At 36.5% G+C, this 17,728-nt stretch carries 18 protein-coding genes; all 18 read right to left on the bottom strand.

The window, feature by feature from the left end:
• Positions 1-104: 104 nt before the first annotated feature.
• On the bottom strand, positions 105-1,364 hold the full coding sequence (gene rseP, locus JOC83_RS03660) for an RIP metalloprotease RseP (protein WP_205183878.1): 1,260 nt from the start codon (positions 1,362-1,364) through the stop codon (positions 105-107).
• 6 nt (positions 1,365-1,370) lie between these two features.
• Positions 1,371-2,525, bottom strand: coding sequence for a 1-deoxy-D-xylulose-5-phosphate reductoisomerase (gene dxr, locus JOC83_RS03655; RefSeq protein ID WP_205183876.1), 1,155 nt, complete (start codon positions 2,523-2,525; stop codon positions 1,371-1,373).
• 37 nt (positions 2,526-2,562) lie between these two features.
• Positions 2,563-3,351: a phosphatidate cytidylyltransferase gene (locus tag JOC83_RS03650; protein ID WP_205183874.1), complete on the bottom strand. Its 789-nt coding sequence runs from the start codon at positions 3,349-3,351 to the stop codon at positions 2,563-2,565.
• Positions 3,352-3,369: 18 nt separating this feature from the next.
• Complete coding sequence (locus JOC83_RS03645) at positions 3,370-4,152, bottom strand: isoprenyl transferase (RefSeq protein ID WP_205183872.1); 783 nt, start codon at positions 4,150-4,152, stop codon at positions 3,370-3,372.
• Positions 4,153-4,286: 134 nt separating this feature from the next.
• Complete coding sequence (frr, locus tag JOC83_RS03640; protein ID WP_205183869.1) at positions 4,287-4,844, bottom strand: ribosome recycling factor; 558 nt, start codon at positions 4,842-4,844, stop codon at positions 4,287-4,289.
• A 2-nt stretch (positions 4,845-4,846) separates the two neighbouring features.
• Entirely contained in the window at positions 4,847-5,569 is a 723-nt protein-coding gene (pyrH, locus tag JOC83_RS03635) for a UMP kinase (protein ID WP_205183867.1), read from the bottom strand.
• Positions 5,570-5,649: 80 nt separating this feature from the next.
• On the bottom strand, positions 5,650-6,531 hold the full coding sequence (gene tsf / locus JOC83_RS03630) for a translation elongation factor Ts (RefSeq protein WP_205183865.1): 882 nt from the start codon (positions 6,529-6,531) through the stop codon (positions 5,650-5,652).
• A 100-nt stretch (positions 6,532-6,631) separates the two neighbouring features.
• The gene (gene rpsB / locus JOC83_RS03625; RefSeq protein ID WP_110112807.1) at positions 6,632-7,348 is read right to left on the bottom strand and encodes a 30S ribosomal protein S2; all 717 of its coding nucleotides are present in this window, start codon (positions 7,346-7,348) and stop codon (positions 6,632-6,634) included.
• Positions 7,349-7,502: 154 nt separating this feature from the next.
• Positions 7,503-8,033 (bottom strand): hypothetical protein, encoded by a 531-nt coding sequence (locus JOC83_RS03620; RefSeq protein WP_205183863.1) that lies wholly within the window; start codon positions 8,031-8,033, stop codon positions 7,503-7,505.
• A gap of 22 nt (positions 8,034-8,055) precedes the next feature.
• Positions 8,056-8,817 carry a FliA/WhiG family RNA polymerase sigma factor gene (locus JOC83_RS03615; RefSeq protein WP_205183861.1) on the bottom strand — a complete coding sequence of 254 codons (762 nt, stop codon included), beginning with the start codon at positions 8,815-8,817 and terminating at the stop codon, positions 8,056-8,058.
• Between the two features lie 124 nt (positions 8,818-8,941).
• Positions 8,942-9,439 (bottom strand): chemotaxis protein CheD, encoded by a 498-nt coding sequence (locus JOC83_RS03610; protein ID WP_205183859.1) that lies wholly within the window; start codon positions 9,437-9,439, stop codon positions 8,942-8,944.
• Positions 9,429-10,073 (bottom strand): chemotaxis protein CheC, encoded by a 645-nt coding sequence (locus tag JOC83_RS03605; RefSeq protein ID WP_338038862.1) that lies wholly within the window; start codon positions 10,071-10,073, stop codon positions 9,429-9,431. The genes JOC83_RS03610 and JOC83_RS03605 overlap by 11 nt, the downstream gene beginning before the upstream one ends.
• Positions 10,070-10,513, bottom strand: coding sequence for a chemotaxis protein CheW (locus JOC83_RS03600; RefSeq protein ID WP_205183857.1), 444 nt, complete (start codon positions 10,511-10,513; stop codon positions 10,070-10,072). Before JOC83_RS03600 ends, JOC83_RS03605 begins: the two co-directional genes overlap by 4 nt.
• A 42-nt stretch (positions 10,514-10,555) precedes the next feature.
• Positions 10,556-12,574 carry a chemotaxis protein CheA gene (locus JOC83_RS03595; protein WP_205183855.1) on the bottom strand — a complete coding sequence of 673 codons (2,019 nt, stop codon included), beginning with the start codon at positions 12,572-12,574 and terminating at the stop codon, positions 10,556-10,558.
• Between the two features lie 17 nt (positions 12,575-12,591).
• Complete coding sequence (locus tag JOC83_RS03590; protein WP_205183852.1) at positions 12,592-13,692, bottom strand: protein-glutamate methylesterase/protein-glutamine glutaminase; 1,101 nt, start codon at positions 13,690-13,692, stop codon at positions 12,592-12,594.
• Between the two features lie 7 nt (positions 13,693-13,699).
• A complete protein-coding gene (locus tag JOC83_RS03585) occupies positions 13,700-14,566 on the bottom strand; it encodes a MinD/ParA family protein (RefSeq protein ID WP_205183850.1) in 867 nt (288 codons plus the stop codon).
• A gap of 1 nt (position 14,567) precedes the next feature.
• Positions 14,568-15,683, bottom strand: a complete 1,116-nt coding sequence (gene flhF, locus JOC83_RS03580) for a flagellar biosynthesis GTPase FlhF (protein ID WP_205183847.1) — start codon at positions 15,681-15,683, stop codon at positions 14,568-14,570.
• Entirely contained in the window at positions 15,683-17,722 is a 2,040-nt protein-coding gene (gene flhA / locus JOC83_RS03575) for a flagellar biosynthesis protein FlhA (RefSeq protein WP_205183843.1), read from the bottom strand. The genes flhF and flhA overlap by 1 nt, the downstream gene beginning before the upstream one ends.
• Between the last annotated feature and the right edge of the window lie 6 nt (positions 17,723-17,728).

The following is a 17,728-nucleotide window of genomic DNA, read 5'->3' as shown; positions in this document are numbered from 1 at the left end:
ACTGCATATGTCCCATTCCTCTTCTTACAGTATAAAGGGAATAGTGCTTCTAGAAAAGTTAGACATGAAGAAAAACTCTTCATGTCTAACTTTTTCTTTACATTTTATAGAAAGAAGCGTTGAATATCATTCCATGTTACAACTAGCATAAGTAGCATAAGCAATGCAAATCCAACAAAATGAACCAATCCTTCTTTTTGTCGATCAATTGGCTTTCCTCGTACCGCTTCAAGTGCAAAGAACATTAAGCGGCCTCCATCAAGTGCTGGGATAGGTAATAAGTTAACAATACCTAAGTTAATGCTTAATACAGCAGCCCACTTCATTAGATAATAAATCCCTGACTGAGCCACTTGATCAGTGGATACATAAATTCCAACTGGCCCTGATAACATATCAATGGAGAATTGCCCTGTAATTAACTTACCTAAACCAACAACAATTTCTTTTGTCCACATAACTGTCTCTGTTACACCATTTTTGATAGCACCAGTAAATGATTTTTCAACTGGAGCATACACTCCTATTAGTCCAATCGTTTCGTCGCCAATTTTTTGACTACCTGGTGTTACATTAATTTCAGTCGTTTCATTGTTACGATTAATAGTAAACCTTAATTCTTCATTTGGATGATCGCGAATGATTGTCACAACATCATTCCATGTCTTAACGCTCTCTCCGTCAATGGCTTGGATTTCATCGCCTTCTTTGAGACCCGCTTCGATTGCTGCACCATCTTTTGTTAATTCACCCATGACAGGTTTATCAACAGCATAGCCTTGAGCAATTCCAATGAAAACAAAAACGAAGAATGCTAGTACAAAGTTCATCAAAGGGCCTGCAAAAATGGCCATTGTACGCTGCCTTAACGTTTTAGAAGCGAACTGGCGATTGTAAGGAGCAATCTGAACCTCTTCACCATCTGCAATGAAGTAAGAAGTTTCACTTACTTCAAATCGTTGCAGGCGCTCTTCTTCATGCGCTTCATATCCTGAAATGAATAGCTTATGTTCTAAATCTGCTTGCTCTACTTCAATTACTTTAGCATCCGGATGTTGCTCTTTATTATTAATTACAACTTTATTTACTTTTCCTTGCTCATCAAACTTTAATCCGATAATCTGACCAGGTTTTACATCAATCATTTCTGGATCTTCCCCAGCCATACGGACAAATCCACCTAATGGTAATAAGCGAATGGTGTACACTGTTTCATCTTTTTTAAACGAAAAGATTTTAGGACCAAATCCAATTGCAAATTCACGACATAAAATACCTGCTCGTTTTGCAAATACAAGATGTCCTAGCTCATGAAAGAAAACTAAAGCTCCAAAGATAACAATAAACGCAATGACTGTGTTCAATGGGTATTACCCCCTTTTAGTAATTAAAGATCTCACAAACTGCCTTGCTTCTAAATCTACTTCTTTAATGGTTGATAGACAAGGATTTTGCATTACATCGTGACGATTCATTGCTGTTTCGATCATATTTTCAATTTGCAAGAATGAAATATGTCCATCTAAAAAGGCTGTTACCGCCTCTTCATTGGCTGCATTTAAAACAGTGGGCATTGTTCCTCCTTGTTTTCCTGCTTCAAAAGCAAAAGCAAGACAGCGGAAACGACTATAATCCATTTGTGAAAAATGCAGCTTTCCTACTTCCCATAACTGAAGCCTTTTGGCATTCGGTAATTCAAGACGATTTGGATAAGTTAATGCATATTGAATAGGAGCACGCATATCAGGAGTACCTAATTGTGCAATTACACTTGTATCCTGAAATTCAACCATTGAATGAATGATGCTTTCTTTATGTAACACGACTTCAATTTTATCGTATGGTAGTCCAAACAACCAATAAGCTTCAATGACTTCTAACCCTTTATTCATCATTGTAGCTGAATCAATTGTAATTTTAGCCCCCATGGACCAATTGGGGTGATTCAACGCTTCCTTTACCGTAACACCCTCTAGTTGCTTTCTTGTTTTATCACGGAAGCTTCCACCGGATGCAGTTAAAATAAGACGCTCAATCGCTTTTTCATCCTGTCCTTGTAGACATTGATAAATGGCAGAGTGCTCACTATCTACAGGTAGGATGGGTACATTATACTTTCTTGCTGCTTCCATAACAAGATGCCCTGCCGTTACTAACGTTTCTTTATTAGCCAAGGCAATTGGCTTTCCTCTTTTAATTGCTTCTAATGTGGGCTCTAACCCTACACTTCCTAATACAGCATTAACAACAATGTCTGCTTCTTCATAAATAGCGGCTTCTATTAATCCTTCATGTCCGTATGCAAATGTAACATGTGGAAATTCAAGCTGTAACATGTCTCTGTCTTCTTTATGTAAAACAGAGACAAACCGTGGAGAGCATGCTTTAATAATCTTTCTTGCTTCATTAATATTGCGCCCTACAGAGATAGAAACTAACTGAAACTCGTTTTGATGCATATTGACAACATCTACTGTTTGTTGTCCGATAGAACCCGTTGCTCCTAGCAAAGCAATTTTCTTCAAAGTATATTCACTCTCCCTACAACAAAGACATGCTATTTTACAACATTAATAAGAAATATAAAATTGGCAAGACAAATAGGAGGCTATCAAAGCGATCTAAAATCCCACCGTGACCTGGTAAAATATTTCCTGAATCCTTCACTTCATAATGACGCTTTAAGGCTGATTCTACTAAATCACCAATTTGTCCAAATACCGATACCATGACACCAATCAGTAGAAGCTTGCTTAACGATTGCTCTAAAGGTGCCATAAGGCTAAATAGAACAACCACAACTATGGCACATACAATGCCACCTACAAATCCTTCAATTGTTTTATTTGGACTAATCTCCGGCCATAACTTTCGTTTTCCGATTGCTCGTCCTATAAAATAAGCACCTGAGTCAGTTGCCCAAATAATAAACAAAACAAAGAATACATATACTAATGCTTCTTGTCTAATCTCAATAAAGTAATAAAAGCCCATTCCTACATAGATTGTAGATAGTAGAATAAAAGCTACATCATCAAATGTAAATTGATTTTTTATAAGAACTGTGTAACTCAGTAAAGTTAGCACTGCTAAAAGTGCAACTTCTACTTTATGTTCGCTAAGTAATTGAAACGTTGTGTCTGCACTTCTTGGTAGCAAGAACACCCACAATAATAAAATACTAATAATACTCGGAAAAGATATAGCACTAATTTTTTTCATTCTTAGTAATTCTAATACACCAATCGTTGCAAGCAGATAAATCATTAACGTAAAAGGCAATCCACCAGCAAACACGATTGGGGCAAATACTGCTATTGCAATAACAGCAGTAATAATGCGTTGTTTCATTGTCTGTTCAACACCTTTTTATACACCACCAAAACGGCGTCCTCGATTTTGGAATTCTTCAATAGCTTGAATTAAATGTTCTTCTTTGAAATCTGGCCATAATACATCTGTAAACCAAAATTCTGTATAAGCCAACTGCCATAACATAAAGTTACTTAACCTTAGTTCACCGCTTGTTCGAATTAACAAATCTGGATCTGGTAACTCTCTGCTCATTAAATAGGATGAAACCACCTCTTCTGTGAGGTTTGATTCATCGATAAGACCCATTTTGCTATCTTGCACAATTGCCTGAAGAGCTTTTACCATTTCATTACGACTTCCATAATTGAGTGCAAAATTTAAAATAAGTCCCGTATTGTTCTTTGTGTCACGAATCGCCTTATTAACAGCATTTAACGTATGAGTAGGTAACTCGTTTTTATTACCCATTACTCTCACTTGAACATTTTCTTCAATTAGTTCAGGTAAAAATGTGCCAAGGAATTCTTCTGGTAACTTCATGAGAAATTCCACTTCCGTTTTAGGACGCTTCCAATTTTCTGTAGAAAATGCATAGAGCGTTAATACTTTTACTCCTAATTCGTTTGCAGACTTTGTCATTTGACGAACCACTTTCATTCCTTCATTATGTCCCATAATTCGAGGAAGTGCCCTCTTTTGAGCCCATCGACCATTCCCATCCATAATAATCGCAATATGTTCAGGAATTGAATGTTTTTTGACCTCTAGCTTTCTGAAAGAAAGTGATTCTGACGAGTTTTGTTGCTCTTTTTTAAAAAGTTGAAGTTTTTTGAACATGCAAATGTCCCCCGTTGTGTACCGCTATACTTCACTACTGCTCAGCATAACAATCTCCTATTACACATTATTAACAAAAAAACCCCCTGTAAACAATAGAGGGTCTTTTACAATATATTTTACCTTGAAATCAATTAGACTTCCATGATTTCTTGTTCTTTATCTTTTGTAACTGCATCAATTTTTGTGATATAACCATCTGTTAACTTTTGAATATCATCACTGTAACCACGTAAATCATCTTCAGTAATTTCACCGTTTTTCTCTAACTTTTTCAAGTCATCGTTGCTGTCACGGCGGATATTACGAACAGCTACTTTCGCTTCCTCTGAAGATTTTTTCACAAGCTTCACAAGGTCACGACGACGCTCTTCTGTTAAAGCAGGGATAGACAAACGGATAATAGATCCATCACTTGTTGGCGTCAAGCCTAGGTCAGATTTCATAATTGCTTTTTCAACCTCACCGATTTGTGATTTATCATAAGGTTGAATAACTAGCATACGAGCTTCTGGTACGCTAACTTGAGCTAATTGGTTAACTGGAGTAGGGACACCGTAATATTCTACTGTGATTTTATCAAGTAAAGAAGCACTAGCACGACCAGCGCGAATTGAAGCTAATTCACGAGAGTATGCTTGGATTGCTTTTTCCATTCTTTCTTTTGTTGAATCTAACACTTGTTTTGCCATCATTATTTCCCCCTAACTACTGTTCCGATATTTTCACCTAAAACGGCACGTTTAATATTACCTTCTTCCATAATTGAGAAGACAATTAATGGGATATCATTATCCATACATAGTGATGATGCTGTTGAATCCATAACAGCCAGTCCATCTTTTAATACATCAATGTATGATAGCGTTTCATATTTAACCGCATCTGGAACTTTTTGTGGATCTGCATTGTAAACGCCGTCCACATTATTTTTTGCCATTAAAATAACATCTGCTTCGATTTCAGCAGCACGTAATGCAGCTGTCGTATCTGTTGAGAAATAAGGATTTCCTGTACCTGCTGCAAAAATGACAACACGCTTTTTCTCTAGATGACGTACAGCCTTTCTTCTTATGTACGGCTCTGCTACTTGGCGCATTTCAATTGATGTTTGAACACGTGTTTGAACGCCTAAGTTTTCAAGACTATCTTGAAGCGCTAACGAGTTCATTACCGTCGCTAACATTCCCATGTAATCAGCAGCTGCACGGTCCATGCCCATTTCACTACCAATTTTCCCACGCCAAATGTTACCTCCACCTACAACAACAGCTACTTCAACGCCTAATTCATATACTTCTTTTACTTGTTCTGCAATTGACTTAATAACAGAAGGGTTAATACCGAAGCCTTCATCTCCGGCTAACGCCTCACCACTTAATTTCAGAACGATACGATTATATTTTGAAACACTCATATTAAACCTCCATTTTAAAAAGTATGACTCACTTTTTTCAAAAATAGGGAACACAATGTGCTCCCTACTTAATAGCATTCTTACTTTTTAACTTGGCTCATTACTTCTTCTGCAAAGTTATCTTGACGTTTCTCGATACCTTCACCAACTTCGAAACGTACGAAGCTTTGTACAGTACCGCCTTTGCTCTCAACGAATTGACCAACTTTTACATCTGGATTTTTAACGAATGCTTGATCAACTAAGCAGATATCTTGGAAGTATTTGCTTAAGCGTCCTTCTACCATTTTCGCAACAATGTTTTCAGGCTTACCTTCGTTTAATGCTTGTTGAGTTAATACTTCACGCTCATGCTCAGCTTCTTCAGCAGAAACTTGGTCACGTGATACATATTTAGGGTTGATTGCAGCGATGTGCATTGCTACATCTTTAGCTGCTTCTTCATCAGTTGTGCCAGCTAATAGAGTTAATACTCCAATACGTCCGCCCATGTGTAAGTATGCACCAAACGCATCAGCATCTGTCTTGCTTACAAGTTCAAAGCGACGTAGAGATAATTTTTCTCCGATTGTTGCAATCGCAGAGTTGATGTGCTCTTGAACAGTTGTTCCGTTCTCCATTTTTTGTTCTAAAGCTTCTTCAGCTGAAGCTGGTTTATTAGCTAAAAGATGAGCAGCTAATTCTTTCGTTAATCTTTGGAAACCTTCGTTCTTTGCAACGAAGTCAGTTTCAGAGTTTACCTCTAAGATTACTGCATCATTTCCATTTACTTCGATGAAAGTTAAACCTTCTGCAGCGATACGATCTGCTTTTTTAGCAGCTTTCGCGATACCTTTTTCACGAAGGTAGTCGATTGCTTTGTCCATATCACCATCTGTTTCAGTTAGTGCTTTTTTACAATCCATCATACCAGCACCAGTTTTTTCACGTAATTGTTTAACCATTTGAGCTGTAATTGCCATATTCATAATCCTCCTAAAATGAAGTATGTATATTAAATATTGAATCTTTGTTAAAAAAAGGTGATAAAAGGCTTATTCCCTCTTATCACCTTTTGCTCAATTAAGCAGTTGTAGTTTCAGTTGCTACTGTTTCTTCACCTTGTTTAGCTTCAAGAATTGCATCAGCAATTTTAGAAGTTAAAAGTTTCACAGCGCGAATTGCATCATCATTTGCAGGAATTACATAATCAATTTCGTCTGGATCACAGTTTGTATCAACGATACCAACGATTGGAATATTTAATTTTTTAGCTTCAGCTACTGCAATGCGCTCTTTACGAGGATCGATGATGAATAATGCATCAGGAAGTTTCTTCATGTCTTTAATACCGCCTAAGAACTTCTCAAGACGCTCTAATTCTTTGTTAAGTTGAACAACTTCTTTTTTAGGTAGTACATCAAATGTACCATCTTCTTGCATTTTCTCGATATCTTTTAAACGCTTAATACGTTTTTGGATTGTAGAGAAGTTAGTTAAAGTACCACCTAACCAACGTTGGTTAACGAAGTACATACCAGCACGAGCTGCTTCTTCTTTAACAGAATCTTGAGCTTGTTTCTTCGTACCTACGAATAACATTGTACCGCCTTCAGCAGCAAGCTCTTTTACGAAGCTGTAAGCTTCTTCTACTTTTTTAACTGTTTTTTGAAGATCGATGATGTAGATGCCGTTACGCTCAGTGAAGATATATTTCTTCATTTTTGGGTTCCAACGGCGAGTTTGGTGACCGAAATGTACACCAGCTTCAAGTAATTGTTTCATTGAAATTACTGACATTTGTGTTTCCTCCTAAAATGGTTTTTTTCTCCTCCGCTTATTTCATCTTTAGTCAAGACTACTTATTGTAGCACCATCGACTAAATCCAGTAAGCGTGTGTATTAACACCAAAAACAAATATAGCATACTCATTTGTGACTAGCAAGCACAATTTCAATTTTCTTGTCGAAATTGTAATATTAACTCAATTTCAGTCTTACCTCTACGTAGATTCTTAGCTATTTCTTCTATTGTTAAACCTTTTTTTTCTAAAAAAATCGCTCTTTTTTTTATCTCTTCTGGAGATAATTCATCCACACTTTCATCTTCTTCTTGTTTGTTTAATGAGGATAAATAGGGCTTTTCTTCCCGTTCTGTCTCATCAAGTAACTCCGATAAACTTTCCGTTGGTTCACTTTTCGCATCGAAGCGTGATTCAGTAGCTGGTTCTTCTGATTTCTTATAGAAGGAACGAGACGGCTGATTGACTTTCGTTTGAGACTGCCCCAATTGATGAAAGAATTCCTCGTTCTGCTCTTTCATTTCTGTTACGTATGCTAATATAATCTGTTCCATTTCATAAACGGTTTGTTGCTGCTTCTTCTCCAACTCTTTAACACGAGACAGCTGCATATACAACAGTACAATACAAAGCAAAGACAAACCGTGTATAAGAAAGCTGAAGATTATTAAAAATGTCGTCATATGATTTCCTCTAGATTTTATATTAAATTACTTTATTTAGCGTCGTGCGAAGTTTGAAGATAGCTTTTGAATGAATTTGCGAAATCCTTGAAGTCGATAAGCTTAAAACATGCCCAATTTCTGTGAATGTTAGTTCTTCTTTGTAAAACAACGACAAAACAAGCTGCTCTTTTTCACTTAAGCCTTGAATCACTTCAACTAACTCTTTAAATGTCTCTTTTTTTACCACTTGCTCTTCAGGAGACAGTGCTTTTTCATCTTTAATCGCATATGTTTGATGATCAGAATCATCCGTTTCTCGCGGCTGATCTTCAATTGATAAAACATTCGCAAAAAAGCCTTCATTAATAGACTGAAGAACATCCTCTTCAGTTAATCCTATTTCTTTTGCGATTTCACTCGGTGTAACATTTCGTAAATAACGCTGCTCAAGTTGCTCAATGGCAGCATCAATCTTCTTTGACTTTTCTCTAGCACTACGCGAAAGCCAATCTTCTTTACGAAGACCATCTAAAATAGCCCCTCTTACTCTAAATGAGGCATATGTATCAAACTTTAATTCTCGTTCATAATCAAACTTCTCCAAAGCATCATATAACCCCATAAGCCCTAAACTTTTAAGCTCGTCTTTGTTTATTGTTTTTGGTAAGCTTACTGCTATGCGTTGTACATGATAGTTAACGAGAGGAAGATATTTTTTCACTAACATATTTCCAGCATGAGAATCTCGTGATTGAATCCACTGTTCCCAATACTGTTGTTCTTCACTTGTTGAGAGCCCCACGAAATTCCCTCCCTTTTGAACATTAATAATGGTTGGTAGGTCATAGCTTTATTATAACAAAAGAAACGAGCCTGCTTGTTATTACTTATCTGTTTTATGATTGATTGCTTATGATATTGATTTGTTAGATTTGTGAAGTCCCTTGATTCACTGTCCGAATTGTAAGCATTCCCGTTTTAGGATTAAACTCTATCGTTCTTCCATTTTGCCCACCTATATCTCGAGAAACAATAGGAATTTTTTGTTTCTTCAACTGTAATTCAACTGCTTCTACATTACGTGGCCCAATCCGCATTAGATCATTAGTTGAATGAAACTGAAACATTTGAGCACCGCCTGCAAGTTTCGCCTTCATTTGAAACTTGTTAGCGCCGTTCATCATGAGCTTTTTTATTAATAAGTCAACTGCTGTGTCTGCGTACTTTGCTTGATTGAATGCTCCATTCTTTGCTAATGAAGAATCCGGTAGCATGATATGAGCTAAACCTGCAATACCGTGTTGCAAATCATAGATGATAACACCAACACATGAGCCTAATCCAGCTGTTCGAATAAGGTCTGGAGCTTTGACTATATTTAAATCAGCTATACCCACTTTAACCACGTTCACTTCATGAATCATAATCAGTCACTCCAAGTGCCTTAAAAATTGATGCTAACGATTCATGATTAGGAACCAATAGAAAATGGCCCTTTACTAGTGATTTTTGTAGTTCTGTACGTGTCAAAACCGTATCAATAACAATAACTGAATCACTTTGTTGAGACACTTCTAATAACCCATTACTAAGTACCGCGCCTACCATATCAACACATAAGCTAGGTACAGACGGATACAAAGACAAACCGGTAAAGTCAGACAAAGACGAGATATAAGAGCCTGATAAAATATTCCCTAATTCTTTCAAAGCGGACAACGCTAACTCTGATGATCTTAGCTGTGCAATCGATTGAATATCTTTCGCCACCATTGCTTGTAAAAAATCATACGCTTCTTCAAGAGGTAAAAAGAAAAACAAGCTGCTTGGAACATCTCCTTCCACTCGTAAAAACACACTTGCAACCACATGATCAGGTCCGCCAATTAAATCAATCGCTTCACTAATTGTTGCAACCTTTACATCTGGTACATTCATATTAATAGGCATCTTTAGCAAGCTAGATAAAGCTGTTGCAGAATGAGCTGCCCCAATGTTACCAATTTCCTTAAGGACGTCACGATGTGAGGATTTTAATGATTCATCTTTTCTCATCATTGTTGTGTCTCAGTTTGTTGATGAATACTCAATACTTTTTGTAAGTTTAGTAGAATGAGTAATCTCTTATCAATTTTAATGACGCCGTTTAAGTAATCAACACTAACGCCATCTACCACTTCTGGAGGAGGCTCGATCTCACTTTCCTTAATATCAATTACATCATTAGCAGCATCAACAATTAAACCAACCTCTAAATCATTTGAAGAAACAATAATAATTCTTGTATTGTCCGTATATTCCACAACCGGAATTCCAAAGCGACTACGTAGATCAACGATAGGGGTAACAACTCCTCTTAAGTTGATTACTCCTTTTATAAAAGGTAATGTTCGTGGAACCCTAGTAATATGCTGTAACTTTTCAATTGACTTTACTTGATTAACAGGAATCCCATACTCTTCATCTTGTAATTGAAAGATAATAATTTTCGTTTCCATTTTATTGCTCCCTTTCTTTTCTATTTAACGATAACAAAAGTGTTATTTAATCAGAGCGTTGCAATCAATAATTAAGGCTACTTGACCATCACCTAAAATGGTTGCTCCTGATATAGCAAATACATTTGTTAAATATGTACCGAGAGACTTTAACACTACTTCTTGCTGACCTATGAAAGAGTCAACAATTAATCCAGCCATTTTATCCCCTTTTCGAACAATAACAACTGAGTATAACTCTTCTTCTGTAGACTCACCAGGTACTTCAAATACATCTTTTAAATTTACAAGAGGAACAACTTTCCCACGAAAATCAATTACTTTTTGACTATGAGCATGTAAAATATCTTGTTTCTTTACAATGGCCGTTTCAATAATAGAAGATAAAGGTAAAGCATATTTTTCATTAGCCATTTCAACTAGTAATACAGAAATAATCGATAGCGTTAGTGGAAGCTGAATAGAGAAAATTGAACCGTATCCTTCTTTGGAGTCAACTGAAACCGTTCCACCTAATGATTCAATTGTATTCTTTACAACATCTAGTCCAACTCCGCGACCAGAAACGTCAGAAATTTTATCCGCAGTTGAGAATCCAGATGCAAAAATTAATTCGCTTGCTTGTTTATCTGTTAAGTTCGCAGCTGCCTGTTCAGTAATTATTCCTTTTGAAATAGCTTTCTTTAATACTTTGTCTCGATTAATACCCGCACCATCATCTTCAATGTCAATGAAAACATAATTTCCACTATGATAGGCTTTTAATCGAACCGTTCCTTCTGCTTTCTTACCGTTTTGCTCTCGAATCTCTGGCATCTCTACTCCATGATCGATTGAATTGCGAAGAAGATGAACAAGTGGGTCACCAATTTCATCAATAACCGTCCGATCAAGTTCTGTTTCCGCGCCGATGATTTCTAAATTGATTTTCTTCCCTAAATCTTTTGCAAGCTGACGCACCATACGAGGAAAGCGATTAAACACAGTTTCAACTGGAACCATGCGCATATTTAGAATAATATTTTGAAGATCACTAGAGATTCGTGACATTCTTTCTACTGTTTCATGAAGCTCCGAATTATTTAGATCTTTTGAAATTTGCTCTAAACGACCTCTATCGATTACAAGCTCTTCAAACAAATTCATTAAGCTATCAAGACGATCAATATTTACACGTATTGTTTTTTGAGCCGCTTGAGATTTTTGTTGAACTGGTTGAGTTGATTGAGTTTCTTGCTTGTTATTCACCTCGGTTGGTAGTGTTGGTTCTGCAACGACTTCTATTTGCGTTTCTTCTACCTCTGAGCTTAACGCATGAGAAACTTCTTGAATTTCAACATCGGCAACCTCTGAAACTTTTAAAATACGTTGTTTCACTTCTTCTTGTTCCACTTTGGTTAATAATGTAATACGAAACTCGTAGTCAAATTTTTCTTCTTCAAGTTGCTGAACATCAGGTACAGATTTAATTACTTCTCCAATCTGTTCTACCACTTCAAACACCATATAAACGCGAGCTGCTTTTAACAAGCAACTTGATTGTAACTGAACGGTCACTTCGAACACATGAAAGCCCTGTTCCTTCGATTGTGCAATAACGGTTTGTTCAAAATCATCATATTGTAGAGTTAGTGAATGTTGCTCTACTTTTTCTTCTTCATTAGGCAGCTCTTTATCACTTTCACCATGTTCAATTTTTTCTAACCTAGCCACAATTTCAGTAACATCACGCTTGCCATCTCCACCATTAGCAATTGATTGAACCATTGCCTCTAAGTCATCAATAGAATCGAATACTACATCTAATACTGATGTTGTAACGATAATTTTCTGATTACGTATTGCATCTAATACATTTTCCATCATATGAGTCAAATTGGCTAAATCATCAAAGCCCATTGTAGCTGACATGCCTTTTAGCGTATGTGCTGAACGAAAGATTTCATTCACAATAGCTAGATTACTAGACTCTTTTTCAAGAACTAACAATTGATCATTAATGTTCTGTAAGTGTTCTTTACTTTCCTCAATAAAAACCTCTAAATATTGAGCCATTTCCATAACAATTACACCCCTTATTATTTCTTTACGTATTCTGTGATTACACTTGAGATTTGGTATAGTGGCTCTACACAATCTACTAAATTCGTTGCGACTGCTGATTTAGGCATGCCATATACAACAGATGTCTCTTCAGATTCTGCTATTGCTTTTGTTTTCCCTGAGTTTTTTAATTTTTTTAACCCTTCTGTACCATCTGATCCCATTCCAGTTAAAATAACGGCTATCTTTTCATAGTCTTTGAGTAAGCCTACTGATTCAAACATGCGATCAACAGATGGTCGATGACCTTTAATAGCGGCTTGTTCATCGAGATTTACAGCTACAGACGAGCCTATTTTCTTTACGGTTAAATGAAGTCCACCGGGTGCAATATAGGCTGTACCGGGTATGAGTAATTCACCATGTTCTGCTTCCTTTACATGGATTGAACATAGTGTATTAAGCCTAGTAGCTAATGACTTCGTAAACCCAGGTGGCATATGTTGAACAATGACAATCGGGGACTCAAATTCTCCTGGCAATCCCGTTAGTACTTCTTGTAAAGCTCGAGGGCCACCTGTTGATGTACCAATGCAAACAATTTTTTTCTTTGTTTTTACTTTCTCTGATTGAATCGTATTTTTTAGTTCTATTGTACTATTATTTCGGTATGAAAAAACAGCCTTCTTAAGGTCTGAGTCATAGGATACATATTTTCCGTTAAAAACTTTCATGTTTGCTTTACTAGCAAGTAATACTTTTTCGATTAATGTCTCTTTTACTTTATATAAATCTAATGAAATAGCACCTGATGGTTTTGCTAAAAAGTCAATAGCTCCATACTCCATAGCTAATACTGTATTTTGTGCCCCTTCAGACGTCGTACTTGAAAGCATTACAACAGGAGTCGGTTTTTCTTTCATAAGTTGTCGTAGCATTTCTAATCCATTCATCCTAGGCATTTCAACGTCCAGCGTAATAACATCTGGATGAAACATTTTCATTTTTTCAAGTGCGTCTTCACCATTACGTGCTGTACTAACGACTTCAAACCGACCGTCGGATTCTAAAAAATCACTAATTAACTTCCGCATAAAAGCTGAATCGTCTACAACTAACACCTTTACTTTGCCCAAATAAATCCTACCCTTCAAGAAAGAACTTTTTCAACTTTGCTATAAAACTAACTTTATCTGTTTGATTTACGTTACCGCTACTGTTTACAAGATAACGCTGTACAATGAGTGTAAGAGATTTACTCGCATCTGATTTTGGGTTATCTAACAGAAAGGGAACTTGCTTTGTAACTGCCCTCTGAATAGCACGGTCATCTGGAATTATACCAAATAAAATTGTCTCTCTTTGTAAAAAGTTCGTAACAGCTGAATTTAATCGAGTATAAACAGACAGTCCTTCCTTTTCAGTGTATGCTCTGTTCACAGTTATATAAAAAGAAGATTCAATGCCGTGTAATGTCATAAATTTTATCGCTGCGTAGGCATCTGTAATAGATGTTGGTTCAGGCGTAGAAATTACAACAATATCATCCACTGATTGCAAGAAATTCAAGGCTCCTTCTGTCATTCCAGCTCCCATATCAAAAATCAGATAATCATAGTTATCTGCAATGTTACTTAGTTGATCAATTAAAAACTCGATTTTTTCTAATGAAAAGTCAAAGACTGAGCCTATTCCAGTTCCTCCAGCAATATAGGATAAATTCTCTGATCCTGTACATATAATATCTTCAATGGATTGTTCACCTTCAAATAAATCCACAATGGTCCTTCTCGAAGATGTCCCCATTAAAATGTCAATATTACCCATACCTATATCCATATCAAATAGTAGCACATTGTATCCTTTTTCAACTAACGAGAGTGAGAAATTTAACGAAAAGTTCGATTTTCCCACTCCCCCTTTTCCACTCAGTACGGCGATGGCCCTTGCCTTTTTTTTGCTTTGTATCTCTTTTACTTGCTTACGTAGAAGTTCAGCTTGATCTTTCATGCTAATTCTCTCCGATTACATCATTTGTTATCTTGTTTATATCTGCTTTAGCTAAATCATCCGGTACGTTTTGACCATATGTAATATAACTAACACCCTTTTGGCAGGCCAACATCATGTTAATTGCATTTCCATACGTTTCTGTTTCATCTACTTTTGTAAAGATAAATGAATCAATTGGAATCATAGAAAACTGTTTATAAATCGCTTGCATATCGGTCAACTTTGCCGTCATTGCTAGAACTAAAAAAGTTTGTATCTGATCGTCAAATGAAATCATTTCTTGTAAATCTTTTACGTATTTCCTTTCACGGAAATTACGACCTGCTGTATCAATAAAGACCGTATCGTAGCTAGCAAAAGATTGCATTGCTCGTTGAACGTCCTCGCTGTTATAACAAACTTCAATTGGAGCATTTAAAATATTGGCATATGTTTTTAATTGATCAATTGCTGCGATTCGATACGTATCTGTTGTAATAAAAGCAACACTTTTTTTATGTTCAATGACGCATTTCGCAGCTAGCTTTGCTAAGGTTGTTGTTTTACCTACACCAGTTGGACCTACTACATTTATATATTTTTTTTCAAATATAATCCCTTCAGCTTGATAATCTTCTAGCTTCCTTACCAACCACTGCTTTACCCAAGCCTTTAACGCAAAATCAGATTCATGTTCCTTTGTATAATAATATTTAAGTAATTCAGGAGTAAGTTCTTCAAGTAACCCATTATCGACTTCTTGCCTAGTTAGTTGCGCTAATACAGATTTGACCTCCTGTGGATAGTGCTCTACGCTTCTTAGCTCTGTAGATGTTAAATCAGTGACTAACGCTTTTAGTTCTTTGATTTGCTTATCTAATTCTTCATGTCGAACTCCTGACTTCTCTCCTTCAACTATCGGCTCTTCTATTTTTATCTTTTGCTTTTTAGGTTTGGGTTTCTCAACTACATCAATTGCTGCAATCACTTCAATTTTTTTTTTTGTGAATAACCCTAAAAATCCACCGGTTTGTATTGCTTTTGAATTCAATATCACAGCATTGTCGCCTAATTCAGCACGAATCATTTTCATCGCTTCTGGCATCGTATGCGCCACATATTTTTTTACTTTCATTAGTCAATATTCACCAACCCTACACTTTGAACTTCAACATTTGATTCTAATTCATTGTATGACAAAACTGGGACTTGAGGTAAGTACCTTTCAATTAGTTGTCGCACATACATCCTTACTGCTGGTGAACATAACAGAACAGGAGACTGCTCTTGCATAGATGATTGTTCAATTTGTTGAGCAATGTTTTCTACAATTGTTTGTGAAATCATCGGATCAAGCGACATATAGTTACCATGTTCCGTCTGTTGAACGCCCTCTGCTAATACCTTCTCTACCCTTCCAGATAAGGTGATAACCTTCAATGAGTCTCCTTCAGTTGCATATTGATTTGTGATTTGTCTTGCCAATCCTTGTCTTACGTACTCAGCAAGTAAATCTGTATCAGATGTCATCTTCCCATAGTCTGCCAACACTTCAAAGATGACAGGTAAATTACGAATTGACACTTGTTCTTTTAGTAGTTTAGATAACACTCTTTGTACCTCTCCAACTTGAAGAGGACTAGGCGTAACTTCTTCTACTAAGATTGGATAAGACTCTTTTAAATGATCAATTAATTGCTTTGTCTCTTGACGTCCTAATAATTCGTGAGCATGACTTTTTATAATTTCAGTAATATGAGTGGAAACAACAGATGGTGGATCGACAACCGTATATCCAAACATCTCAGCTTGTTCTTTCATCGTATCGGTAATCCATTTAGCAGGCATGCCAAATGCTGGCTCCATTGTATCAATCCCTTCAATAGAATCATCTTCTACCCCAGGGCTGATCGCTAAATAATGATCTAATAAAATTTCGCCTCTTGCCATTTCATTTCCCTTTACTTTTAGTCGATACTCATTTGGCTGAAGCTGAATGTTATCTCTTATTCGAACGACAGGAATAACAAGTCCTAACTCTAATGCTAATTGTCTTCTAATCATTACAATACGATCTAATAAGTCTCCGCCTTGATTTGTATCTGCTAGAGGAATTAATCCATATCCGAATTCAAATTCAATTGGATCAACACTTAATAGATTAACTACACTTTCTGGACTTTTCATCTCATCTACTTGAACTTCTTCTTCTGAAACAGCCATTTCTTTCTGAACATTGTCATGCTGAGCTTTTGATAAGTAATAACCTCCAAAAGCTAATATAATAGCAATTGGCATCGTAATGATGTCATTCATTGGTGTCATTAAGCCTAACATCGCAACCGTTATAGCTGTAACATACAGCATAGCTGGAAAAGCAAATAATTGCTTTGTAATATCTTGACTCAAATTACCTGTCGAAGCAGCTCTAGTGACAATAATACCTGTCGCAGTCGAAATCATTAATGCAGGAATTTGGCTAACAAGTCCATCCCCAACCGTTAACAAGGTAAATGTTTGAGAGGCTTCACTAATGCTCATTCCCATCTGCATCATCCCGATAATGATTCCAAATAAAACGTTAATTAATGTGATCACAATACCAGCAATGGCATCACCTTTAACAAATTTACTTGCTCCATCCATTGCCCCGTAAAAATCCGCTTCACGTTGAATCTTCTCACGACGCTCAATAGCTTGATGCTCTGAAATCATACCTGCGTTCAGGTCCGCATCGATACTCATTTGCTTTCCTGGCATCGCATCTAATGTAAATCGTGCCGCTACTTCTGATACACGCTCTGCACCTTTCGTAATGACAAGAAATTGAATGATGACTAAAATAACAAACACAACAAAACCAACGAGAGGGTTTCCACCGATTACAAAGCTTCCAAATGTCTCAACAACTGTCCCCGCTTCTGCCTCACCTAAGATGGAGCGAGTGGTGGAAACATTTAATCCTAGACGATACAAGGTTAAAATTAACAATAATGATGGAAATACTGATAACTCTAATGGTTCTTTCATGTTCATAGACACAAGTAAAACTAGAAGAGCAAGAGAAATATTCAGCATAATCAACAAACTTAAAAGCCATGAAGGCAGTGGTATAACAAGCATCACAATAATAAGTACAACCCCAACAATGACTGGTAGATCTCTTGCAGACATGAATCA

Origin of the sequence: Priestia iocasae (genome assembly GCF_016909075.1) — a bacterium.
GTDB lineage: Bacteria > Bacillota > Bacilli > Bacillales > Bacillaceae_H > Priestia > Priestia iocasae.
Note: the sequence above shows the minus strand (reverse complement) of the source record. Positions and strands in the feature narration are given on the sequence as shown.

What these genes read in the sequence shown, in the direction of transcription:
- JOC83_RS03650 (WP_205183874.1), bottom strand. Translation starts at nt 3,351, where the DNA reads ATGAAACAACGCATTATTACTGCTGTTATTGCAATAGCAGTATTTGCC.
- JOC83_RS03645 (WP_205183872.1), bottom strand. Translation starts at nt 4,152, where the DNA reads ATGTTCAAAAAACTTCAACTTTTTAAAAAAGAGCAACAAAACTCGTCA.
- frr (WP_205183869.1), bottom strand. Translation starts at nt 4,844, where the DNA reads ATGGCAAAACAAGTGTTAGATTCAACAAAAGAAAGAATGGAAAAAGCA.
- pyrH (WP_205183867.1), bottom strand. Translation starts at nt 5,569, where the DNA reads ATGAGTGTTTCAAAATATAATCGTATCGTTCTGAAATTAAGTGGTGAG.
- tsf (WP_205183865.1), bottom strand. Translation starts at nt 6,531, where the DNA reads ATGGCAATTACAGCTCAAATGGTTAAACAATTACGTGAAAAAACTGGT.
- rpsB (WP_110112807.1), bottom strand. Translation starts at nt 7,348, where the DNA reads ATGTCAGTAATTTCAATGAAACAATTACTTGAAGCTGGTGTACATTTC.
- JOC83_RS03620 (WP_205183863.1), bottom strand. Translation starts at nt 8,033, where the DNA reads ATGACGACATTTTTAATAATCTTCAGCTTTCTTATACACGGTTTGTCT.
- JOC83_RS03610 (WP_205183859.1), bottom strand. Translation starts at nt 9,439, where the DNA reads ATGATTCATGAAGTGAACGTGGTTAAAGTGGGTATAGCTGATTTAAAT.
- JOC83_RS03605 (WP_338038862.1), bottom strand. Translation starts at nt 10,073, where the DNA reads ATGATGAGAAAAGATGAATCATTAAAATCCTCACATCGTGACGTCCTT.
- JOC83_RS03600 (WP_205183857.1), bottom strand. Translation starts at nt 10,513, where the DNA reads ATGGAAACGAAAATTATTATCTTTCAATTACAAGATGAAGAGTATGGG.
- JOC83_RS03595 (WP_205183855.1), bottom strand. Translation starts at nt 12,574, where the DNA reads ATGGAAATGGCTCAATATTTAGAGGTTTTTATTGAGGAAAGTAAAGAA.
- JOC83_RS03585 (WP_205183850.1), bottom strand. Translation starts at nt 14,566, where the DNA reads ATGAAAGATCAAGCTGAACTTCTACGTAAGCAAGTAAAAGAGATACAA.
- flhF (WP_205183847.1), bottom strand. Translation starts at nt 15,683, where the DNA reads ATGAAAGTAAAAAAATATGTGGCGCATACGATGCCAGAAGCGATGAAA.
- flhA (WP_205183843.1), bottom strand. Translation starts at nt 17,722, where the DNA reads ATGTCTGCAAGAGATCTACCAGTCATTGTTGGGGTTGTACTTATTATT.